This is a genomic window from Acidimicrobiia bacterium (assembly GCA_040289475.1).
Taxonomy (GTDB): domain Bacteria; phylum Actinomycetota; class Acidimicrobiia; order ATN3; family PSLF01; genus PSLF01.
Genome location: PSLF01000012.1, coordinates 16,772 through 32,137 on the forward strand (window position 1 = coordinate 16,772; position 15,366 = coordinate 32,137).

A 15,366-nucleotide genomic window follows, 5' to 3' on the forward strand; every position below is an offset into this window, starting at 1 on the left:
TCATCGTGGGATGCTAGCAAACGATGCACCCGTGCCTTGGTATTTCGGTCTCGACGCCTCACCGAGAAAGCAAACCTCCAGTAGGGCCTGGAGCTACTCCACGTCCCGTGGGCGACGGAGACGGCGAGGCGCTGGGTAGCGGAGATGGCCCCGCTCTCGGAGGAGGAGTAATTGGTTTTGGTTGTCCAGGAAGAGGCTTTCCAGCAACCGATGCGAACGAGTCTATTAGAGCGTTTACGTCGTCGGCTCTTTCATCTTGAGGTATGTGCCCAGCCCTGTCCAAGACCACAAGACGTGCCCCTTTTATGAGGGATGCAAGCTCCTCGCCGTTTCGAAGAGGAATCAGTCGGTCATATTTTCCCCAGAGAATAAGCGTAGGAATAGATATCTGCTGGAGCTCGGACCTGTTGAGCTGGGGAGCTGTTGTTCTAATCATTCGCCACAACATTTCTTCGGCTCTTTCGACATCCAATGGATCCCTATAAGCTGCGATCATCGCATCGTTCACCAGGCTGCGGTCGTAGAAGGCCTGACTCAGGCCCGCTCGCACAATTCTTTTCGAGGTAGCGAGCCGCAACAGCATCGTCTGCAGGGGCTGCGGAACGGGAGGAACCTGGAAACGACGCTCCATTGGAAGTCCCGCAGAATCAATGAGCACGAGTCCCGCTATATCGTTGGGACGCTGAAGCGCAATTCTCATAGCGACCTCGCCCCCCAACGAGTGGCCCACAAGGATTGGGCGGCGCACGCCGAGAATGTCGAGAAACGTCGACACGTGGGTGGCGTATCCCCTCGGGCTGTACTCTGCTGCGGGGTCCCTTGAGGTATAGCCAAATCCGCGCACGTCTAGGGAGATAACGGTGTACTTGTGTGCTAGATCTTCCAAGTTCTCTCGCCAAGAGTAGGTAGAGCCGCCGAATCCGTGAATAAAGACAATTACGGTATCGCCGTCTCCTTGCTTTATGTAGTGAGTGCGAACCCCCGAACCGCTAACGAAGGAGCCCTCTACTTTCTTCACCTCGATCGCCCGTTCTGGGTCGAGCTGTGCTTTGGCTGTAACTGCGTTGAAGAGCACAGCGAAGGTTAGTAGACCCGCTAAAGACGGTGTTACGACCTTGAAGAAAAACGCCGTTACAGCGCGTTTCATCCTAGAATCCTGAAATCAGTGTGACCATAGACCTCGGCGTCCTCTACTAAGATCCTGTCGACACGGGCAGCCGGCGGGCCCTCGTGACAGAAGTCGATCACCTTGCCCACCGGCTCCGGAGATCCTTCGAGATGAGCCAAGACCGCTCCGTCTGGCAGATTCCGGACCCACCCATATACCCCGAGTCGTGAGGCGAGCGATCGAATACTGTCCCTAAAGAATACGCCCTGAACTCGCCCTTCTATCCTGATCCGTCTTGCTATCTTTGTCTCCTGGCTCACGACTGGCACTGTGGGCAGTACCAAGTGTGCCGTCCACCGAACTTGGCTCTCTCGATAGGCGTTCGGCATCGAGGGCAGGGCTTTCCCGTCCGTTGATAGACCTGAGCGACCGTCTGGAAACTGCCTGGCTCTCCAAAGAGATCTACGTACTGCTCGTCCTCGGCAGTGGTGCCACGGTGCTTGATTGCTTCGTGTAGAACCTCTTGGATAGCTCTGGAGAGACGTCTGACCTCTTGGGAAGTTAGCGAGTCCGAGCGCCTGTCATACCGAAGTCCGGCCTCGAATAGAATCTCGTCAGAGTAAATGTTTCCGATCCCGGAGATGAACTCCTGGTCCATTAGTAGGGACTTCAACTTTGCCTTTCTCTCCGAGATGCGCCTGCCGAAGTCGATCCATGAGATCGGATCTTCGATCGGATCAAATCCTAGATGTTGAAGCTCGGGAATGTTGTCCAACTCGTCCAGAGAGGTCACGAACATCTCTCCGAATTGACGAGGGTCGACAAAGCAGAGCTTGCCACCTTGAGTAAAAGTAATGACAACCTGAGTATGGGGAAGGGTCGCGGATTTTTTCGACTTTTCCCGCAACAACCTCCCCGACATTCCTAGATGAATAACTAGAGCACTCTCGTTGTCGAGTCTGAGGACCAGGTACTTACCCCGACGGCCTACTGAGATGATTTTTCTTCCCACTAAAGCAGTTTTAAAGCGCGTTTTGTTCGGATGGCGCCTAATGGTCCGCATTCTGTAGACCTCGACGTCAGCGATTTTTCGACCAACGACCTCGCGCTCTAGGTCTCTACGGATCACTTCTACTTCAGGAAGTTCGGGCATCTTGTTGCTGTCCCTCTGATCCAAGCGACTCGAGAGCCGCACGTGCCGCTTCTTGCTCAGCTTGTTTTTTGGAGCGCCCTTCCCCCGAACCAGTGCCGGACCTGCCTACCCAAACCGTAGCGTAAAACTTCTTGGCGTGGTCTGGCCCCTCCTCTTCGATCGAGTACTTCGGCAGTCCCCAGCCATTTGCCAAAGCCAGCTCCTGAAGACGTGTCTTGTAATCGCTGCCTCCAGGACCCTCGGCAGCCTCACGGATTCGCTGACCCAGCAGTCTCATAACTAGTGCGTTAGCCGGCTTCCAGCCGCCATCCAAATACACCGCACCTATGAGGGCCTCCATCGCATCCGCCAAAATTGACGGCTTTTCTCGTCCGCCAGAGGCCTCTTCGCCCTTGCCCAAAAGGACGTGTTCTCCCAATCCGAGCTCGTCTGCGACCTCCGCTAGCGACGAGGAGGACACAACAGATGCGCGCACCTTTGCGAGCATCCCCTCGGTAAGTGCGTCGTATGTCTTGTAAATGTGAACAGTTACAGCTAGCTGAAGGACCGCGTCTCCTAGAAACTCGAGACGTTCATTGGAGGGAATGGGAGAGTCCTTTTGCTGGCTGGCTTCGGAAGCAAAAGAGCGATGGGACAGTGCCTGCCTGAGAAGCTCCCTTCGGGCGAATCTGTACCCGATCGCCTCTTCGATCTCATGGTCAGAAGAGTCGGGCTCTGGAGCTGTCACGACTCTCCTTTCGATCTATCCAGACCAGCAGCGACAGCCAGCAACAATACAAAGTCCCCAACTGTTTCGCACTCTGCTAGCTCGGAGCCGTCAAGATGAGCAAGGCCTCTCTCCCCGAGATCTTCTGCAACCATCTCGGCGAGATCCAACAAGTCGACGTCGTCGATTTCCAAAGCATCGAGACGAGTATGGAGATCGATAAATCCCCCGGCAGAAAGGCCAGCGCTCTCGAAGGCTACGAGTACCGCCTCTACGAGCGACTCGTACGAGCGGGCTGGCCCATGTGAGAGCGTCTCAGATGGCATCTGCAGCTGCAGTCCAGGGGGCTACTTCGGCGATTCTCTGCTGAATTCCAGCTGCTCGCTCACTGCTTGCGAAGAGTATGGCCCTGCATATCGACTCCGAGTTAGAAGAACCGTGCGCTATGACTGTCAAGCCATTCACTCCAAGAAGGCATGCGCCTCCCCTTCCGTCAGCGTTAACCTTCTGACGTAACTCCAGCAACGCTCCTACGGCCTGGGCTTGAGTCTCCCCCGTAGTCTTAGAGGCAATTGCGGATACAATCTCTTGAATGAGGCTTCGAGCTATTCCCTCGGAGAGTTTTAGCACGACATTTCCGGTGAACCCGTCGGTTACTACAACGTCCGCTTTTCCATGGGGAAGATCATAACCCTCGACGTTCCCTACGAACTCGAAGGGGCACTCACTGAGCGACGCTACAGACCGCAATATATTGAACGCGGTCTTATACAAGGCCGACCCTTTGGATTCTTCCTCACCTATGTTGAGAAGACCTACTCGAGGCGGGGAGTGTCCCAAGGCTGCTTCAGCAAAAACAGATCCCATAACGGCGAAATCTAAAAACTGCCCCGGCTTGCAATCGGCATTCGCTCCGGAGTCGATAAGGATGATCGGGTGAGCGGGAAACGGTACAACAGTCGCTAATGCAGGCCGCGAAATTCCCTTTATCCGACCGAATTTAAACACGGCGCCCGCAACAGCAGCTCCGGTAGATCCAGCCGATACGACGGCTGATGCTTTGCCCTCGGCCACCAGAGAGCACGCAACAGCTATCGAAGATCGGGGTTTCGAACGCACGGCTCGCGCGGGTTCCTCTCCCATTCCCACAGTATCTGGGGCGTCCTCGATGCGTAGAGATCCCCTGTTGGTTTTGGCCCAAGCCTCAGAGTTTGCTGGCTCCGTAGAGCCCCCCGAAATCTCCGACGCGCCCGAAGGATAAGAAATCATGGAATCCAAGTCTAGATCGAGCTTTTTAGCGCAGGATTCGAGATGACGACGTATCTCGCCCTCCGGCCCAGTGATAACCACGTGCGCGCCGCTGGCCACGGCCTTCAAGGCTCCTTCTACTGTGGCCTCCGGGGCGTGGTCACCACCCATCCCATCTAGCGCAACCGGAGACCGCGCCCTTTCACCCCCGACCGAGTTGGCTCCAGACATTCAGTACTTTTCTGCGTCTACTCTGTCTCTACGACCGTCCTGCCAGCGTACTTCCCGCAGTTCGTGCACATTCTGTGCGGGAGCTTGGGCTTATGACAGTGAGGGCACTCCGCGTACGGGGCTAGATGCGCCTTCCACTGAGATCTACGATGCCTTGTGTTGGATCGGGACTTCTTCTGCTTTGGTACTGCCATAGCGCGGCTCCTCAGAATCCCAGTAATGAGAGGCAGACTTTTTTGGGTTATAGACGACTACCGAACAGGTGCCAGGATACCCCCTCGAGCATTCGAAACCCTCAGGTTTGGTCTTGATCGAAGAAATCGCTGCTGTACTCTTCTTCCGTTTCGACGAGCCCAGAGCGTCGTTGGGGTTGTCGAACCGCAAAATCTTGGCCCTGGTTGGCCACATCGTCGACCTCACCAGCATCTCTGGACGGAGAAGTCTCTACTTCAGGGACGGCTCTAAGCCTCTCTCGTCCCGCCACAATTGTCTCGAGCATCCGCCTGAGCAGCATCTCGAAAGACGCCAGTTTGGAGTCGATGTAGCCATCGGTCTCAGCCTTGAGAGATCGCGCTCGCTCTTCTGCCTCGCTCAGGACCAAACCGGCCTTCCACTCGGCCTCTCGCATGATCTCGGTCTCGCTTACGATACGGGACGCCTCTGATTGAGCCTCCTCGACGATCAACTCAGCCTCCCGACGAGCCCTGGCAATGAACTCGTCTCTCTCCCTTAAAATCCAGCGTGCGTGACGTAGCTCCTGGGGAAGCGACTCCCTGACATCTGCAAGATACATGAGAAGTTCGTCTTTGGGTACTAGCACCGAAGACGAGAGGGGCATGGATTTGGCGTTGTGAACCATCTCCTCGATTCTTCGAATCTTAGACTCGATATCCTCTTCGGGAGTGGTAGGAATCGACGCCTCGATAAAGCTCCTCTCTTGGGAAGATCCCTCGGAAACAACATCGGGAATTCCCGATCCGGCAGCGCTTCGGTTCCGGTCCGAGTCGGGTGGGGTTTCAGCCAAACTCATCGCCTCATGTCCTAAGAAAATTTCGCTTTGAGTCGTTCGGCGACTCCGCGCGGCACAAGGGATGACACATCTCCACCGAACCGTGCGATTTCTTTTACCAATGATGAAGAGAGGTACGACGTGACCGGGCTCGCTGCCATAAAGAATGTCTCGATCCCAGATAACTTGTTGTTCATCTGAGCCATCTGTATCTCGTAGTCGAAATCAGAAACCGCTCTCAGCCCTTTGACAATTACATCTACACCTATCGATTTGGCGAAGTCTACTAGTAGGCCATCGAAGCTTGAAATCTCGACATTCGGTAAGTGGCCTACGGCTTCTTCGAGAAGGCCCATCCTTTCTTCGGTGTTGAACAGAGGTGCTTTGGATGGATTTGTAACGACCGCTACTACCAAGCTGTCGAAGCGTGCCGAAGCCCTTTCGATAATGTCGACGTGCCCGATCGTGACAGGATCGAACGACCCCGGACAGAGCGCTTTGGTCATCGTCAAGATCCTTCGTAAGTTATCTCTCCAACACCAAGTACAGAACCGCCGTAAGCGCGCTCGAAGAGTACTCGATAACGCGCCGGCCAGGGAAGCAACCTCGGCTCCGATCCGTCGCGTCGGCCGGCGCCTCTCGACCTCGCTCCGACATATTGTCTCGGAGGCCCGAGCCGCGCTCGCTCCCTATGCAAGCATACGGTAGCCCCGTGCCGAAGCCGAGAACCAAGATCCTCGAGAAGCTTGGCTATCCTCTTGTCTTCTATCGCATAAGGAGGGTCGACGAATACAACATCGAAATTGTAAGAGGACTCTAATCGGCAAACGAAGCGCCAGACATCGTCACAGAAAAAACTTGCTTTGTTGTCGAACCCACAGCGTATCGCGTTGTCTCTAGCTACTCTGATAGCCGACTTTGAAGCGTCTACCATGACAGCGCTTGAAGCTCCCCTAGAGAGAGCCTCGATTGCGAGCGACCCGCTTCCTGTAAATAAATCGAGTACCTTTGCTTGGTGCAAGCGGTCACCCAAATGCGAAAACAGCGCCTCTTTTGCCCGGTCGGTCATGGGCCTCACAGAAGCTAACTTGGGCGCTGCCAGTGGTGTACCCTTGGCCTTGCCTGCAATTACGCGCATTGAACTTTCGCTCTTATCTCTTACCTTACTGGCCAAGAATACAGAGCCCCGCCATAGAAGGCGGGGCTCTGCGTGGGTGGGTCCGGGTGCGAACACCCTCACGTTTCGAGGAGGATTGCTCCTCGCAAACGATCGGGAACTGTATCAGGCTGTCATGGAGCTGTGGTTGGATCAGGTACAGGCGGAATTTCCCTCCAATCCTTGATTCGAAACTTCCGGGTCGTAATCTGTGCTAGCTGACGGTCGTAAGCGAGCACCCTAAGAGAGCCGTTGTCGGTGTACTGATCCAACAAGGCTGCACCGAAGAGATAGAAGTGGGGGCCGCCATTGACAACCACCTTAGAACACATTGCATCCAACACCATCGAAGCCCGAGGTATGTGGCTTCCACTTCCAACATCTATCGCTTGAGGATTACTGGGGCAAGTCCTCACGATTCGCAATCCCCCAGGCTGGGTAGTGGGCCCCCATCCATCGATAACTGGACCTACGAATGGCCTATTGATACAGCCCTGAGTGTTACCACTATCTCTGACATTTATAAGTGCCCCTCCCTGGATCGTGAGGCTTCCCGTGACGTAAATAACCACCGGATTGCTCTGGCTGATATTTGCAGCGCTGCACAAAGATTGATCGGTACTGCTCCCCAGAGTTAAGTTCTGAACCCTATAGGTGACACCGCCTTGCAATGCTGCAAAATCAGCTGGGCTCAACGTACAAGTAGCATTTATAGATCCGCATGACGGCAACGGTTGTGCACTCGGGGGCGGTTGCTGCTGATCTACCGTAAAGGGAGCAGGAGCCCGCTGCACGTTACCTCCCTCGACCCCACATCTAAACTGTTGTCCATCGGGAGGAAAAATAACCATGGGAATTTCCGCCCACGCAGTACTTGCGCACCTCAACTGGCCCGCTGCTCCCAAAATGGGTTCTTGTGGTGGGCACACTGGCTCTCCCCCCTGCCTACTATCGGCTGTATCTGGTGATTGCCCACGTGGTCCGACCACAAGACCTTGACTACTACCAATTTGTAGGCTCTCGAATACCTTTGGCCGGTCAGTGTGTCGGTGAGAGGCACATAGTATGTTCTGGAAAATTTGATACGAGACACCGGCCAGCACGATAGGTTCCCTACGAACGGGCACAGCGTATTGGGCAGTGTCAGTCGTTACAGTCTCGGTGGCTGTACTTGAGAGCGGCCTGAGTGCAAAATTGGGATCGTTCTGCCACAAGGCTATCTGGTTGTAAGGGCGAGCTCTCACGTCCTCGAAAGCGCGATTTGCAGCAAACACTGCGTTCATTCAGCCTCTTTGAGTACCAGCGGCCCTCGCGGCCACAACGAGGGTCCCCAATAGAGCTACGATTCCAATAGCCAAGACAGTGAGCGATGCTAACAACTCCACGATCGAGAAACCGTCTTCGTCGTCGCTCCTTCCTCGGCGATGAGTTCCGAGGACGCTGGTGAACCAGATCAAGTTCAGCCCTCCTCGCTCTTGGCTGTCTTGGACCTTTATGACCCGACGCACTTCAGAGAGATTTACACTTCTTAGTGTCGGAGAACCTAGAAGCGAGGACCATCCGACGATCGGAGATAATTAGATCCCCCAAATGGAGTAGCAGGAATTACTTCTTTTTGAACGCCCGTACCAAGCTCACGTTCATACTTGTGATGGCGATCGTATCCATCCTGGGGCTCCAGGGCTTCTCCTTCTTTCAAGAGCGAAGGAGAGCGATCGACACCGTCAGAGCACAAGCCGAGAGCGCAGCCACTGCAGCTGCGATAGGTATCTCGGCAATGCCAGAGCGACGGACACTTTCGTCTGGCGATGCCGCAGCCGCCACTGCTATCCAGACAGCACTGTTGAGAGCCCAAACGGTCTCGAGCTACGTTCTCCAAACGGCACTCGTCATACCTCGCCCACCCATAGAGGGCCTGGACTCGGCCGGAGACAAAACCAGAACCGGCGACGTCGTAGCTTCGGTAGGTGAGCCAACTTCGCTTCTTGCTTCAGGCGAAGTCCGGCTCGATTTACTTCCCCTGCCCCAACCGCCAAGGTTTTCAGATGCCAGAAACATCGGAAGTCAAATAGCTGCCGTCGCCGTAACCGAGGTCGACGACTCTCGAGAGGCCTACGTGGTTGTCATTGCTACCCTGGATGAAACGATAACTGCAGGCCGAGGGGTAGCGATACTTCTCGGTGTTGCAGCCGTCGCCACACTCATTTTTTTGGTTGTCGTGTCCCGAGGGTTTACTCGACGCCTCGAAAAGCTCGCCGAGGCTGCCAAACGCCTTGGGGAAGGAGACCTTAGCTACCGAGTAGATGTAGAGGGACGAGACGAGATCGCCGCATTAGGCGAGGCTTTCAATCGTATGGCCGAAGCAGTTCAATCGAACAGAGTCGCTCTTGCCGAGGCAGTTTCGGACCTAGCACGGGCATCCGCTGAGCTGGAAAAACAGGTGGACGAGAATCGCCGATTGCTAGAGCAAACGGTCGGCGCTGTAGATGAAGAGAGAAGAAGATTGGCCACCGAGCTTCACGACTCCACAATCCAGTCACTGCACAGTGCCGCGATGCAAGCCGAGTACCTCGAAATGCTGATACGCCGAGGGCGAGTAGAGGACGCAGCACAATCTCTGTCCGAATTGACCAAAAGGCTTAGAGACGCCACCGACGAGCTGCGCCGGATCTTGTTTGATCTGCGCCCACCTACCCTGGACAGAGGTGGTTTGCTTTCGTCGCTCGAAAACAGATTGAGAGAGGCGGCGGAGATAGGGCAAGTGCGTTGCACTCTCGAGGTCGCGGAGGGACTCGAAATCCCCCAGGACAAGGAGGCGGTTATCTATCGCTTCTGCCAAGAAGCTATAGCCAACGCAGTAAAGCACTCTTCCGCGTCGACGATCTCGGTGCGGATGTGGAAGTCCTCGGACACGCTGCGAGTCGAGGTAAAAGACGATGGCAAAGGGTTCCGAGCTGAGGATCAGGCCCCACCCGGCCACTTTGGTTTGGCCGGGATGCGCGAGCGGGCCAAGATGGCGGGCGGACGGGTAGAAATTCGATCCGCCCCGGGGCAGGGAACGAGGGTGGAGCTGATCCTTCCCGTGGGCGGAGGAGGAAGATCGAACACTCACGAGCCAGACGCTACCTGAAGATCTTCTCCGTAGATGCTTTCGATCTCCCTTTTTAGAGCTGGATGCGCTTCTAGAAGAGGGTCTTCTTCGAGCAGGCGAACCGCCCACTCTTTGCATCTGGCAATGAGCGGGGCATCTTTTACGAGACGAGTGAGCTTGAGGTCGGTACGACCAGTCTGCCTAGCACCGAAAACGGTCCCCTCTCCCCGGATACGAAGATCCTCCTCGGCCAGTTCCATTCCGCTGGACGAGTGGACCAGAGCTCTCAAACGCTCGGAGCGAGCCGCATCAGCATTAGAGGCGATTAGATAGCATTTGCCTTCCACCGAGCCTCTTCCAACCCTTCCTCTAAGCTGGTGTAGCTGAGCTAGCCCGAAACGCTCCGCGCTCATGATGGCCATTACGGTCGCATTCGGAACGTCAACGCCCACTTCGACAATGGTGGTGGCGACGAGTACATCAACTTCGCCAGCCCGAAACGCTGCCATCTGGGCCTCTCTTTCGGCTGGGGGCATCCTCCCGTGCAAAAGCCCCAGGCGCAGTCCGGCTAAAGGACCATATGCGAGCTGATCGTACACCTCCTCCGCGGCGGAGGCCTCTAGCTTGTCGGACTCCTCTATGAGAGGACACACAACGTAAGCTTGTCTACCCCGTGAGACTTCTTCACGTATCGCCAAGTACGCTTCGTCGGCGTGGGGCTCCTCCAAGATTTTTGTATCCACTGGCTTTCGCCCCTGGGGGAGTTCTTCGATCGTCGATACGTCCAGATCTCCATAGAAGGTCAGAGCAGCCGTTCGAGGGATCGGAGTAGCCGTCATGATCAACACGTCAGGAACAATACCTCTGGGGGCTTTTTCCCTCAGTCTAAGGCGCTGATGAACCCCGAAGCGATGCTGCTCGTCGACGATCACAAGTCCCAAAGATGCGAACTCCACGTCTTCCTGAAACAGTGAGTGGGTCCCTACAACAACATCCACGCGGCCCGAGCGAATCTCTTCAAGCACAGCTTTTCTACGCGGAGCACCAATCCCAGAGGTGAGAAGCCGAACTCTCAAGCCCTGAGACTCCAGATAGGGCCGCAGTCCGAAGTAGTGCTGGCCTGCAAGCACCTCGGTCGGAGCCATAAACGCCGCCTGGTGCCCACCCGATACCGCAATGCAGATAGCTGCGGCCGCAACTACGGTCTTTCCCGACCCCACCTCTCCTTGCAGCAATCTGTGCATGGGACGTCCTGCAGCCATGTCACTAGCGATCTCTGCTAGCGCCTTTGATTGGTCGGAGGTGAGCCTGTATGGAAGTCCCAGCAAGAACCGCTGGGCAAGCTCGGATGGGTAGGGGTGTCGTATCGCGGTTTTGTCCTCTTCTGCTGTGTTTCGTAGGAGCCGTAATGCAACCTGAAGCGAAAAAACCTCGTCCACCACGAGTCTGCGGCGGGCTTGGGCGAGGTGCTCGAAGGAGTCTGGAAAGTGAATACCTCTAAGGGCTCTGGCACGATCTAGAAGAGCGAGCTCCTTTCGCATCGCCTCAGGGAGTGGGTCTTCAAGGTCCGCAAAGGTTTCTAGAGCCTCCCAGATGAGACGCCTGAGATACCCGGAAGAGACGCGCGCTTTCAAGGAAGCGGGATACACAGGGACTATTCTGCCGACCTCCAATGAGTCGGAAATCCCCTTGTAGCTGAGAACATCGTACGAGGGATTCGACAGTTGAAGGCGGTAGCCAAAGCGCTCCACTTTCCCAGAGAAAGCTACTTCATCGCCCTCAGAAAAGTCGGAGGCTCTGAAGTCTTGGTTGAACCAAATGCACTCTGCTACGCCGGAGTCGTCGGAGACGGTAACGGTAAGAATCGAAAGTTTGGGCCGGGGACGCTTCACCGTGACTTTTTCAACAGTTGCCACAATGGTTGCCTCTTCGCCCACCCTCAGCCGGCGGATAGGGAGAAGTGACGACCTGTCGATGTACTTTCTAGGATAGTGTTGCAGTAGGTCCTTTACTGTCTCGAGACCCATAGAGCGAAGACGACGCTGGCCGTTGAAGCCAACCCTCCTAAGCGCCCCCACAGATTTGGAGGCCAACGTGTACCATCCCATTCCTCCTTTACTCGACAATTCGGGACCTCAGTGCGATCGCTACAGCCTGGGACCTGTCCTTAGCTCCGAGTTTGGCAAAAATGGATTGCAGGTGCGTCTTTACGGTCAGCGGTGAGATGTGAAGGGAGGCAGCAATTTGCTTGTTCGATTTTCCCTGACACAGGTTGCGCAACACTTCCACCTCCCTTGGAGATAGTCCAAATCGTTCGGCGGGAGGGCGCTCCGAGAGGGCATCTAGGAGAGCCTTAGCTGCTTCTGGGTGTAAAGAAACCTTTCCTGAGGCCGCATTCCTAATTGCATCTACAATCTCGTCGGCAGAAGCGGTCTTTAGGAGATAACCCGCCGCACCAGCGTCAAGGGCAGTCTTCACGAGATCTCTGTCGTCGTAGGTAGACAGCACCACTACTGCAGTGTCTGGATAGCTAGTTCTAATCTCTTTGGTTGCCTCGATTCCGTCTACGCCGGGCATCCTCACATCCATAAGGACCACATCGGGCTCAGTTTGCCTCACTACTTCGATGGCCTCTTTTCCATTGCGCGCCTCGCCAACTACCTCGATATCAGGAAACAACTCGAGACGCATCCTGACTCCATCTCGTACGATCCCGTGGTCGTCAGCGATCACTACTCTCACTGCAATACCCTCTTTTCGTCGCCGATCCGATGTTAGACTAGGCGCTCGCCAGGTCGGTGCTTCCGAGTGGAAGTGTCGAGACTGAGAAGGGCTTAGCGAACTGGCAGGAGTATTTTCATCATGGCAGCGGTGTGCGATATCTGCGGAAAAGGGCCCGGCTTCGGAATGCGAGTTAGCCATTCCCACCGTCGCAACAGACGGCAATTTGGGACAAACGTCCAAAAGCGTAGAGTTGTAGTCGAGGGAACTCCCAAAAGACTCTACGTGTGTACTGGTTGTTTGAAGGCAGGAAAGGTAGAAGCTAGAAGGGTCTAGTCTATGCCCGTTGAATGGGGACTTCGGGCCGTAAAAGTACCATAAAAGTGCTGCCAACCTCCCGTTTCTAAATCTTCTGGGACAAGATCGACAGGCTGCAATCGCACTCCAGATCCAGTATCGACGGTTCCTATTACGGAGAGAGGAGCGAGCTCCTCGCTCCATGCCTCGAACAAGCGATCCAGATCCTGCTCTGGGATTGTGAACAACAGCTCGTAGTCATCTCCCCCCAACAGAGCAGCTCGGAGAGCCAATCGATACAGCTCAGATGACTCGCGCGGCTCATGAGAAGTCTTTTGCGATGGGTTCAAGGCTAGCGGAAGCGTCGACAGATCGAGCGCAATGGAGACACCGGACGCCGCAGCGAGGCGGGATGCATCGAGTACAAGGCCGTCGGAGACGTCGATCATCGACGCGGCTCTTCTTGAGGCAGCCGTAGTCCCCTCTTTGATACGAGGAGTCGGGCGACGATGGGCCATAACGAAGGCGTCTTCTTTGTTCTTTCCCGCTAAAGCCGCTTCCAGGCCTAGCTGGGCTGCACCGAGACAACCGGTCACTACCACCCGATCCCCCGGCCGCGCGCCGGTTCGCAGCACCGGCCTTGTTTTAGGCGGCATCGATCCAAGCGCCGCTACAGTTACGACAAGCAGTGGAGCCTCTCCTGTGTCACCGCCAACGACCGCTGCTTGGTATCGACTCGCGCACTCGCTCGCACCCTTTACCAACTCGCCCACGGCGGCTACGTCTGTATTGCCTGGAGCCGATACCGAAAGCACTGCCTTGGAGGGATAGCCTCCCATGGCGGCAATGTCACTAAAGTTGACGGCCACCGCCTTCCATCCCACGTCGAAAAAGCTGGAGATGTCGAGGCGGAAATGAACGCCTTCGACCAAAGTATCGATACAAAAAAGAAGGGTGGATCCCGATTCTGTATAGACCACCGCCGCATCGTCTCCAGGACACTCTCCTGGATCCCCGCAACGAGGTAGGGAGCGTATGATTTGCTCAACGAGTAAGGCTTCGCCTATATCGGAGAGTTTTTCTGAGGAAAGACTCATCTCGACGTCCCTAACGAATCGGGCAATTGTCCCACGGGCAACGCGCACTCCTCGATTTGGGAACCCATCGATGTAGCGCCGGGTGCGCGAGAAATGTAGATTGCATCTGGCCACTCGAGAGCGTGCAGCTAGACGACCAGAAGGAGGTCGAATGCAAGGAACGATAAAAGCCTACGATCCAGCGACCCGACAGGGTGAGGTTCTCGCGGACAACGGGGAAGAGATTCCTCTCGCTCCCGACGCCCTCGAAGGCTCCATCTTTAGGACACTTCGGCAGGGTCAGAGGGTCGTCTTCGATCTCACCGAAGTCAACGGGGTAAAAACAGCGACGAGACTGAGGCTGGGTCAAGACGGTCGCTGAGGAACCAGGTGTGTCCTTTTTTTTCACTGCGCCTCGTCCCCTCGTCTGAACTCTTCGAGGATAGCTCGTACCTCGTCGTCACCTGTCTGACCAAAGTCGACATACCACATTCCCACGGCTTGGAAGTCGGCTCTGACTGCTAGGCAAAAGACCTCATCTGCCACCTCGTCGAGAAGTCCTAGAGCCTCCGGAGGAGCCACCGGCACGGCCACCCACACCTCAGCAGCTCCCAGCTGAACCAAGGCATTACAAGCGGCCAACGCCGTGGCCCCTGTGGCCGTTCCGTCGTCTACAACCACGCATACTTTGTCGGTGAGGTACAAATACTCGTCGCTTTTTCGGAACAGGCGTATCTGCTGGGCTACACGGGCTCTTTGGGCCTCGGTCTCTCGCCTTATCCACTCTTCGGAGGCAAAGCGGAATGCCGACGGCGACAGATATGGATCACCTGCAACTGACACGGCGCCTATTGCTAGCTCGGGGTTGGAAGGAGCTCCTAGTTTGCGGCTGGGTAATACGTCAAGATCAGCCCCAATGACTTTTGCGACTTCCGAAGCAACAACTACACCGCCCCTAGGAAGCCCCAACACGACTAAGTCTGAGGGGGAAGGTCCAAACTGTCGAAGGTATCCCTTCAGATACTCGCCCAAAAGGCGACCGGCCTCTTTGCGCCCGGCAAATGGAAGAGCGGAGTATCTGGGTGTGTGCAATGACATACGTCAATTTTTTCAGGTAAACGGCGCCGATGCCGAATGTTGGTACCAGACGAGCGGTGATTCGTAGGGCGCGATTAGTTGGAAAAGGATGAGGAAACCACAAAGCTTCCGCAATGAAGTAGGCACGAGGCGAGCGGCGATTCTTAGAATTGAGACGGCTGCCCTTTAGTATTGCTGGGCTGCCTGTTGGAAAGACCTGAGCACGGAGGTGAACACTTGGCTAGGGCGTTCGTGTTGATCCAGACAGAAGTAGGAAAGGCTGCACAAGTTGCAGAGGATGTAAAAAAGATCGAAGGGGTTACTTCTGCAGATGACGTCACCGGCCCCTACGACGTGATCGTGCAGGCAGAGGCCGACACCTTGGACGATCTAGGCAAACTGGTTGTCTCGAAGATCCAGCTGGTGGAAGGTATTACGAGAACGCTCACCTGCCCAGTAGTGCACCTCTGATCCTATCCGAGCTATCAAAGCC

Annotated in this window: 20 protein-coding genes; 4 read left to right on the plus strand and 16 right to left on the minus strand. The window is 55.5% G+C overall.

The window, feature by feature from the left end:
- Positions 1-58: 58 nt before the first annotated feature.
- From C4318_07160 to C4318_07215, 12 genes are all read right to left on the minus strand, one after another.
- Entirely contained in the window at positions 59-1,147 is a 1,089-nt protein-coding gene (locus C4318_07160; protein MER3454915.1) for a hypothetical protein, read from the minus strand.
- Entirely contained in the window at positions 1,144-1,497 is a 354-nt protein-coding gene (locus C4318_07165; protein ID MER3454916.1) for an acylphosphatase, read from the minus strand. Before C4318_07165 ends, C4318_07160 begins: the two co-directional genes overlap by 4 nt.
- Positions 1,425-2,261, minus strand: coding sequence for a formamidopyrimidine-DNA glycosylase (locus C4318_07170; protein ID MER3454917.1), 837 nt, complete (start codon positions 2,259-2,261; stop codon positions 1,425-1,427). The genes C4318_07165 and C4318_07170 overlap by 73 nt, the downstream gene beginning before the upstream one ends.
- Entirely contained in the window at positions 2,245-3,003 is a 759-nt protein-coding gene (gene rnc / locus C4318_07175; protein MER3454918.1) for a ribonuclease III, read from the minus strand. The genes C4318_07170 and rnc overlap by 17 nt, the downstream gene beginning before the upstream one ends.
- Entirely contained in the window at positions 2,985-3,293 is a 309-nt protein-coding gene (locus C4318_07180) for a hypothetical protein (protein MER3454919.1), read from the minus strand. Before C4318_07180 ends, rnc begins: the two co-directional genes overlap by 19 nt.
- A complete protein-coding gene (gene plsX / locus C4318_07185; GenBank protein ID MER3454920.1) occupies positions 3,283-4,446 on the minus strand; it encodes a phosphate acyltransferase PlsX in 1,164 nt (387 codons plus the stop codon). The genes C4318_07180 and plsX overlap by 11 nt, the downstream gene beginning before the upstream one ends.
- Before the next feature lie 17 nt (positions 4,447-4,463).
- The gene (locus C4318_07190; protein ID MER3454921.1) at positions 4,464-4,640 is read right to left on the minus strand and encodes a 50S ribosomal protein L32; all 177 of its coding nucleotides are present in this window, start codon (positions 4,638-4,640) and stop codon (positions 4,464-4,466) included.
- A gap of 101 nt (positions 4,641-4,741) precedes the next feature.
- On the minus strand, positions 4,742-5,476 hold the full coding sequence (locus C4318_07195; protein ID MER3454922.1) for a hypothetical protein: 735 nt from the start codon (positions 5,474-5,476) through the stop codon (positions 4,742-4,744).
- 11 nt (positions 5,477-5,487) lie between these two features.
- Positions 5,488-5,961: a pantetheine-phosphate adenylyltransferase gene (locus tag C4318_07200; GenBank protein MER3454923.1), complete on the minus strand. Its 474-nt coding sequence runs from the start codon at positions 5,959-5,961 to the stop codon at positions 5,488-5,490.
- A gap of 2 nt (positions 5,962-5,963) precedes the next feature.
- On the minus strand, positions 5,964-6,593 hold the full coding sequence (locus C4318_07205; protein ID MER3454924.1) for a 16S rRNA (guanine(966)-N(2))-methyltransferase RsmD: 630 nt from the start codon (positions 6,591-6,593) through the stop codon (positions 5,964-5,966).
- A gap of 152 nt (positions 6,594-6,745) precedes the next feature.
- On the minus strand, positions 6,746-7,894 hold the full coding sequence (locus C4318_07210; protein MER3454925.1) for a hypothetical protein: 1,149 nt from the start codon (positions 7,892-7,894) through the stop codon (positions 6,746-6,748).
- Complete coding sequence (locus C4318_07215; protein ID MER3454926.1) at positions 7,895-8,119, minus strand: hypothetical protein; 225 nt, start codon at positions 8,117-8,119, stop codon at positions 7,895-7,897.
- A 23-nt stretch (positions 8,120-8,142) separates the two neighbouring features.
- On the opposite strand from C4318_07215, the gene C4318_07220 reads away from it, so the two are divergent.
- On the plus strand, positions 8,143-9,741 hold the full coding sequence (locus tag C4318_07220) for a hypothetical protein (GenBank protein ID MER3454927.1): 1,599 nt from the start codon (positions 8,143-8,145) through the stop codon (positions 9,739-9,741).
- Here the strand turns inward: C4318_07220 and C4318_07225 are convergent.
- Complete coding sequence (locus tag C4318_07225) at positions 9,720-11,810, minus strand: DNA helicase RecG (GenBank protein MER3454928.1); 2,091 nt, start codon at positions 11,808-11,810, stop codon at positions 9,720-9,722. The two genes, C4318_07220 and C4318_07225, sit on opposite strands and share 22 nt — an antisense overlap.
- Positions 11,811-11,817: 7 nt before the next feature.
- Complete coding sequence (locus C4318_07230) at positions 11,818-12,624, minus strand: DNA-binding response regulator (GenBank protein MER3454929.1); 807 nt, start codon at positions 12,622-12,624, stop codon at positions 11,818-11,820.
- Between C4318_07230 and rpmB the strand changes: the two genes are divergently transcribed.
- Complete coding sequence (gene rpmB / locus C4318_07235) at positions 12,565-12,759, plus strand: 50S ribosomal protein L28 (protein ID MER3454930.1); 195 nt, start codon at positions 12,565-12,567, stop codon at positions 12,757-12,759. The genes C4318_07230 and rpmB overlap by 60 nt on opposite strands.
- Here rpmB and thiL read toward each other — a convergent pair.
- On the minus strand, positions 12,756-13,865 hold the full coding sequence (gene thiL, locus C4318_07240; GenBank protein MER3454931.1) for a thiamine-phosphate kinase: 1,110 nt from the start codon (positions 13,863-13,865) through the stop codon (positions 12,756-12,758). The two genes, rpmB and thiL, sit on opposite strands and share 4 nt — an antisense overlap.
- 103 nt (positions 13,866-13,968) lie before the next feature.
- Here thiL and C4318_07245 point away from each other — a divergent pair, with 103 nt between their 5' ends.
- Complete coding sequence (locus C4318_07245; GenBank protein ID MER3454932.1) at positions 13,969-14,178, plus strand: cold-shock protein; 210 nt, start codon at positions 13,969-13,971, stop codon at positions 14,176-14,178.
- A gap of 23 nt (positions 14,179-14,201) precedes the next feature.
- On the opposite strand, the gene C4318_07250 is transcribed toward C4318_07245, so the two are convergent.
- A complete protein-coding gene (locus tag C4318_07250; GenBank protein ID MER3454933.1) occupies positions 14,202-14,894 on the minus strand; it encodes a phosphoribosyltransferase in 693 nt (230 codons plus the stop codon).
- Positions 14,895-15,110: 216 nt separating this feature from the next.
- Here C4318_07250 and C4318_07255 point away from each other — a divergent pair, with 216 nt between their 5' ends.
- Complete coding sequence (locus tag C4318_07255; GenBank protein MER3454934.1) at positions 15,111-15,344, plus strand: AsnC family transcriptional regulator; 234 nt, start codon at positions 15,111-15,113, stop codon at positions 15,342-15,344.
- The last annotated feature ends 22 nt before the right edge of the window (positions 15,345-15,366 follow it).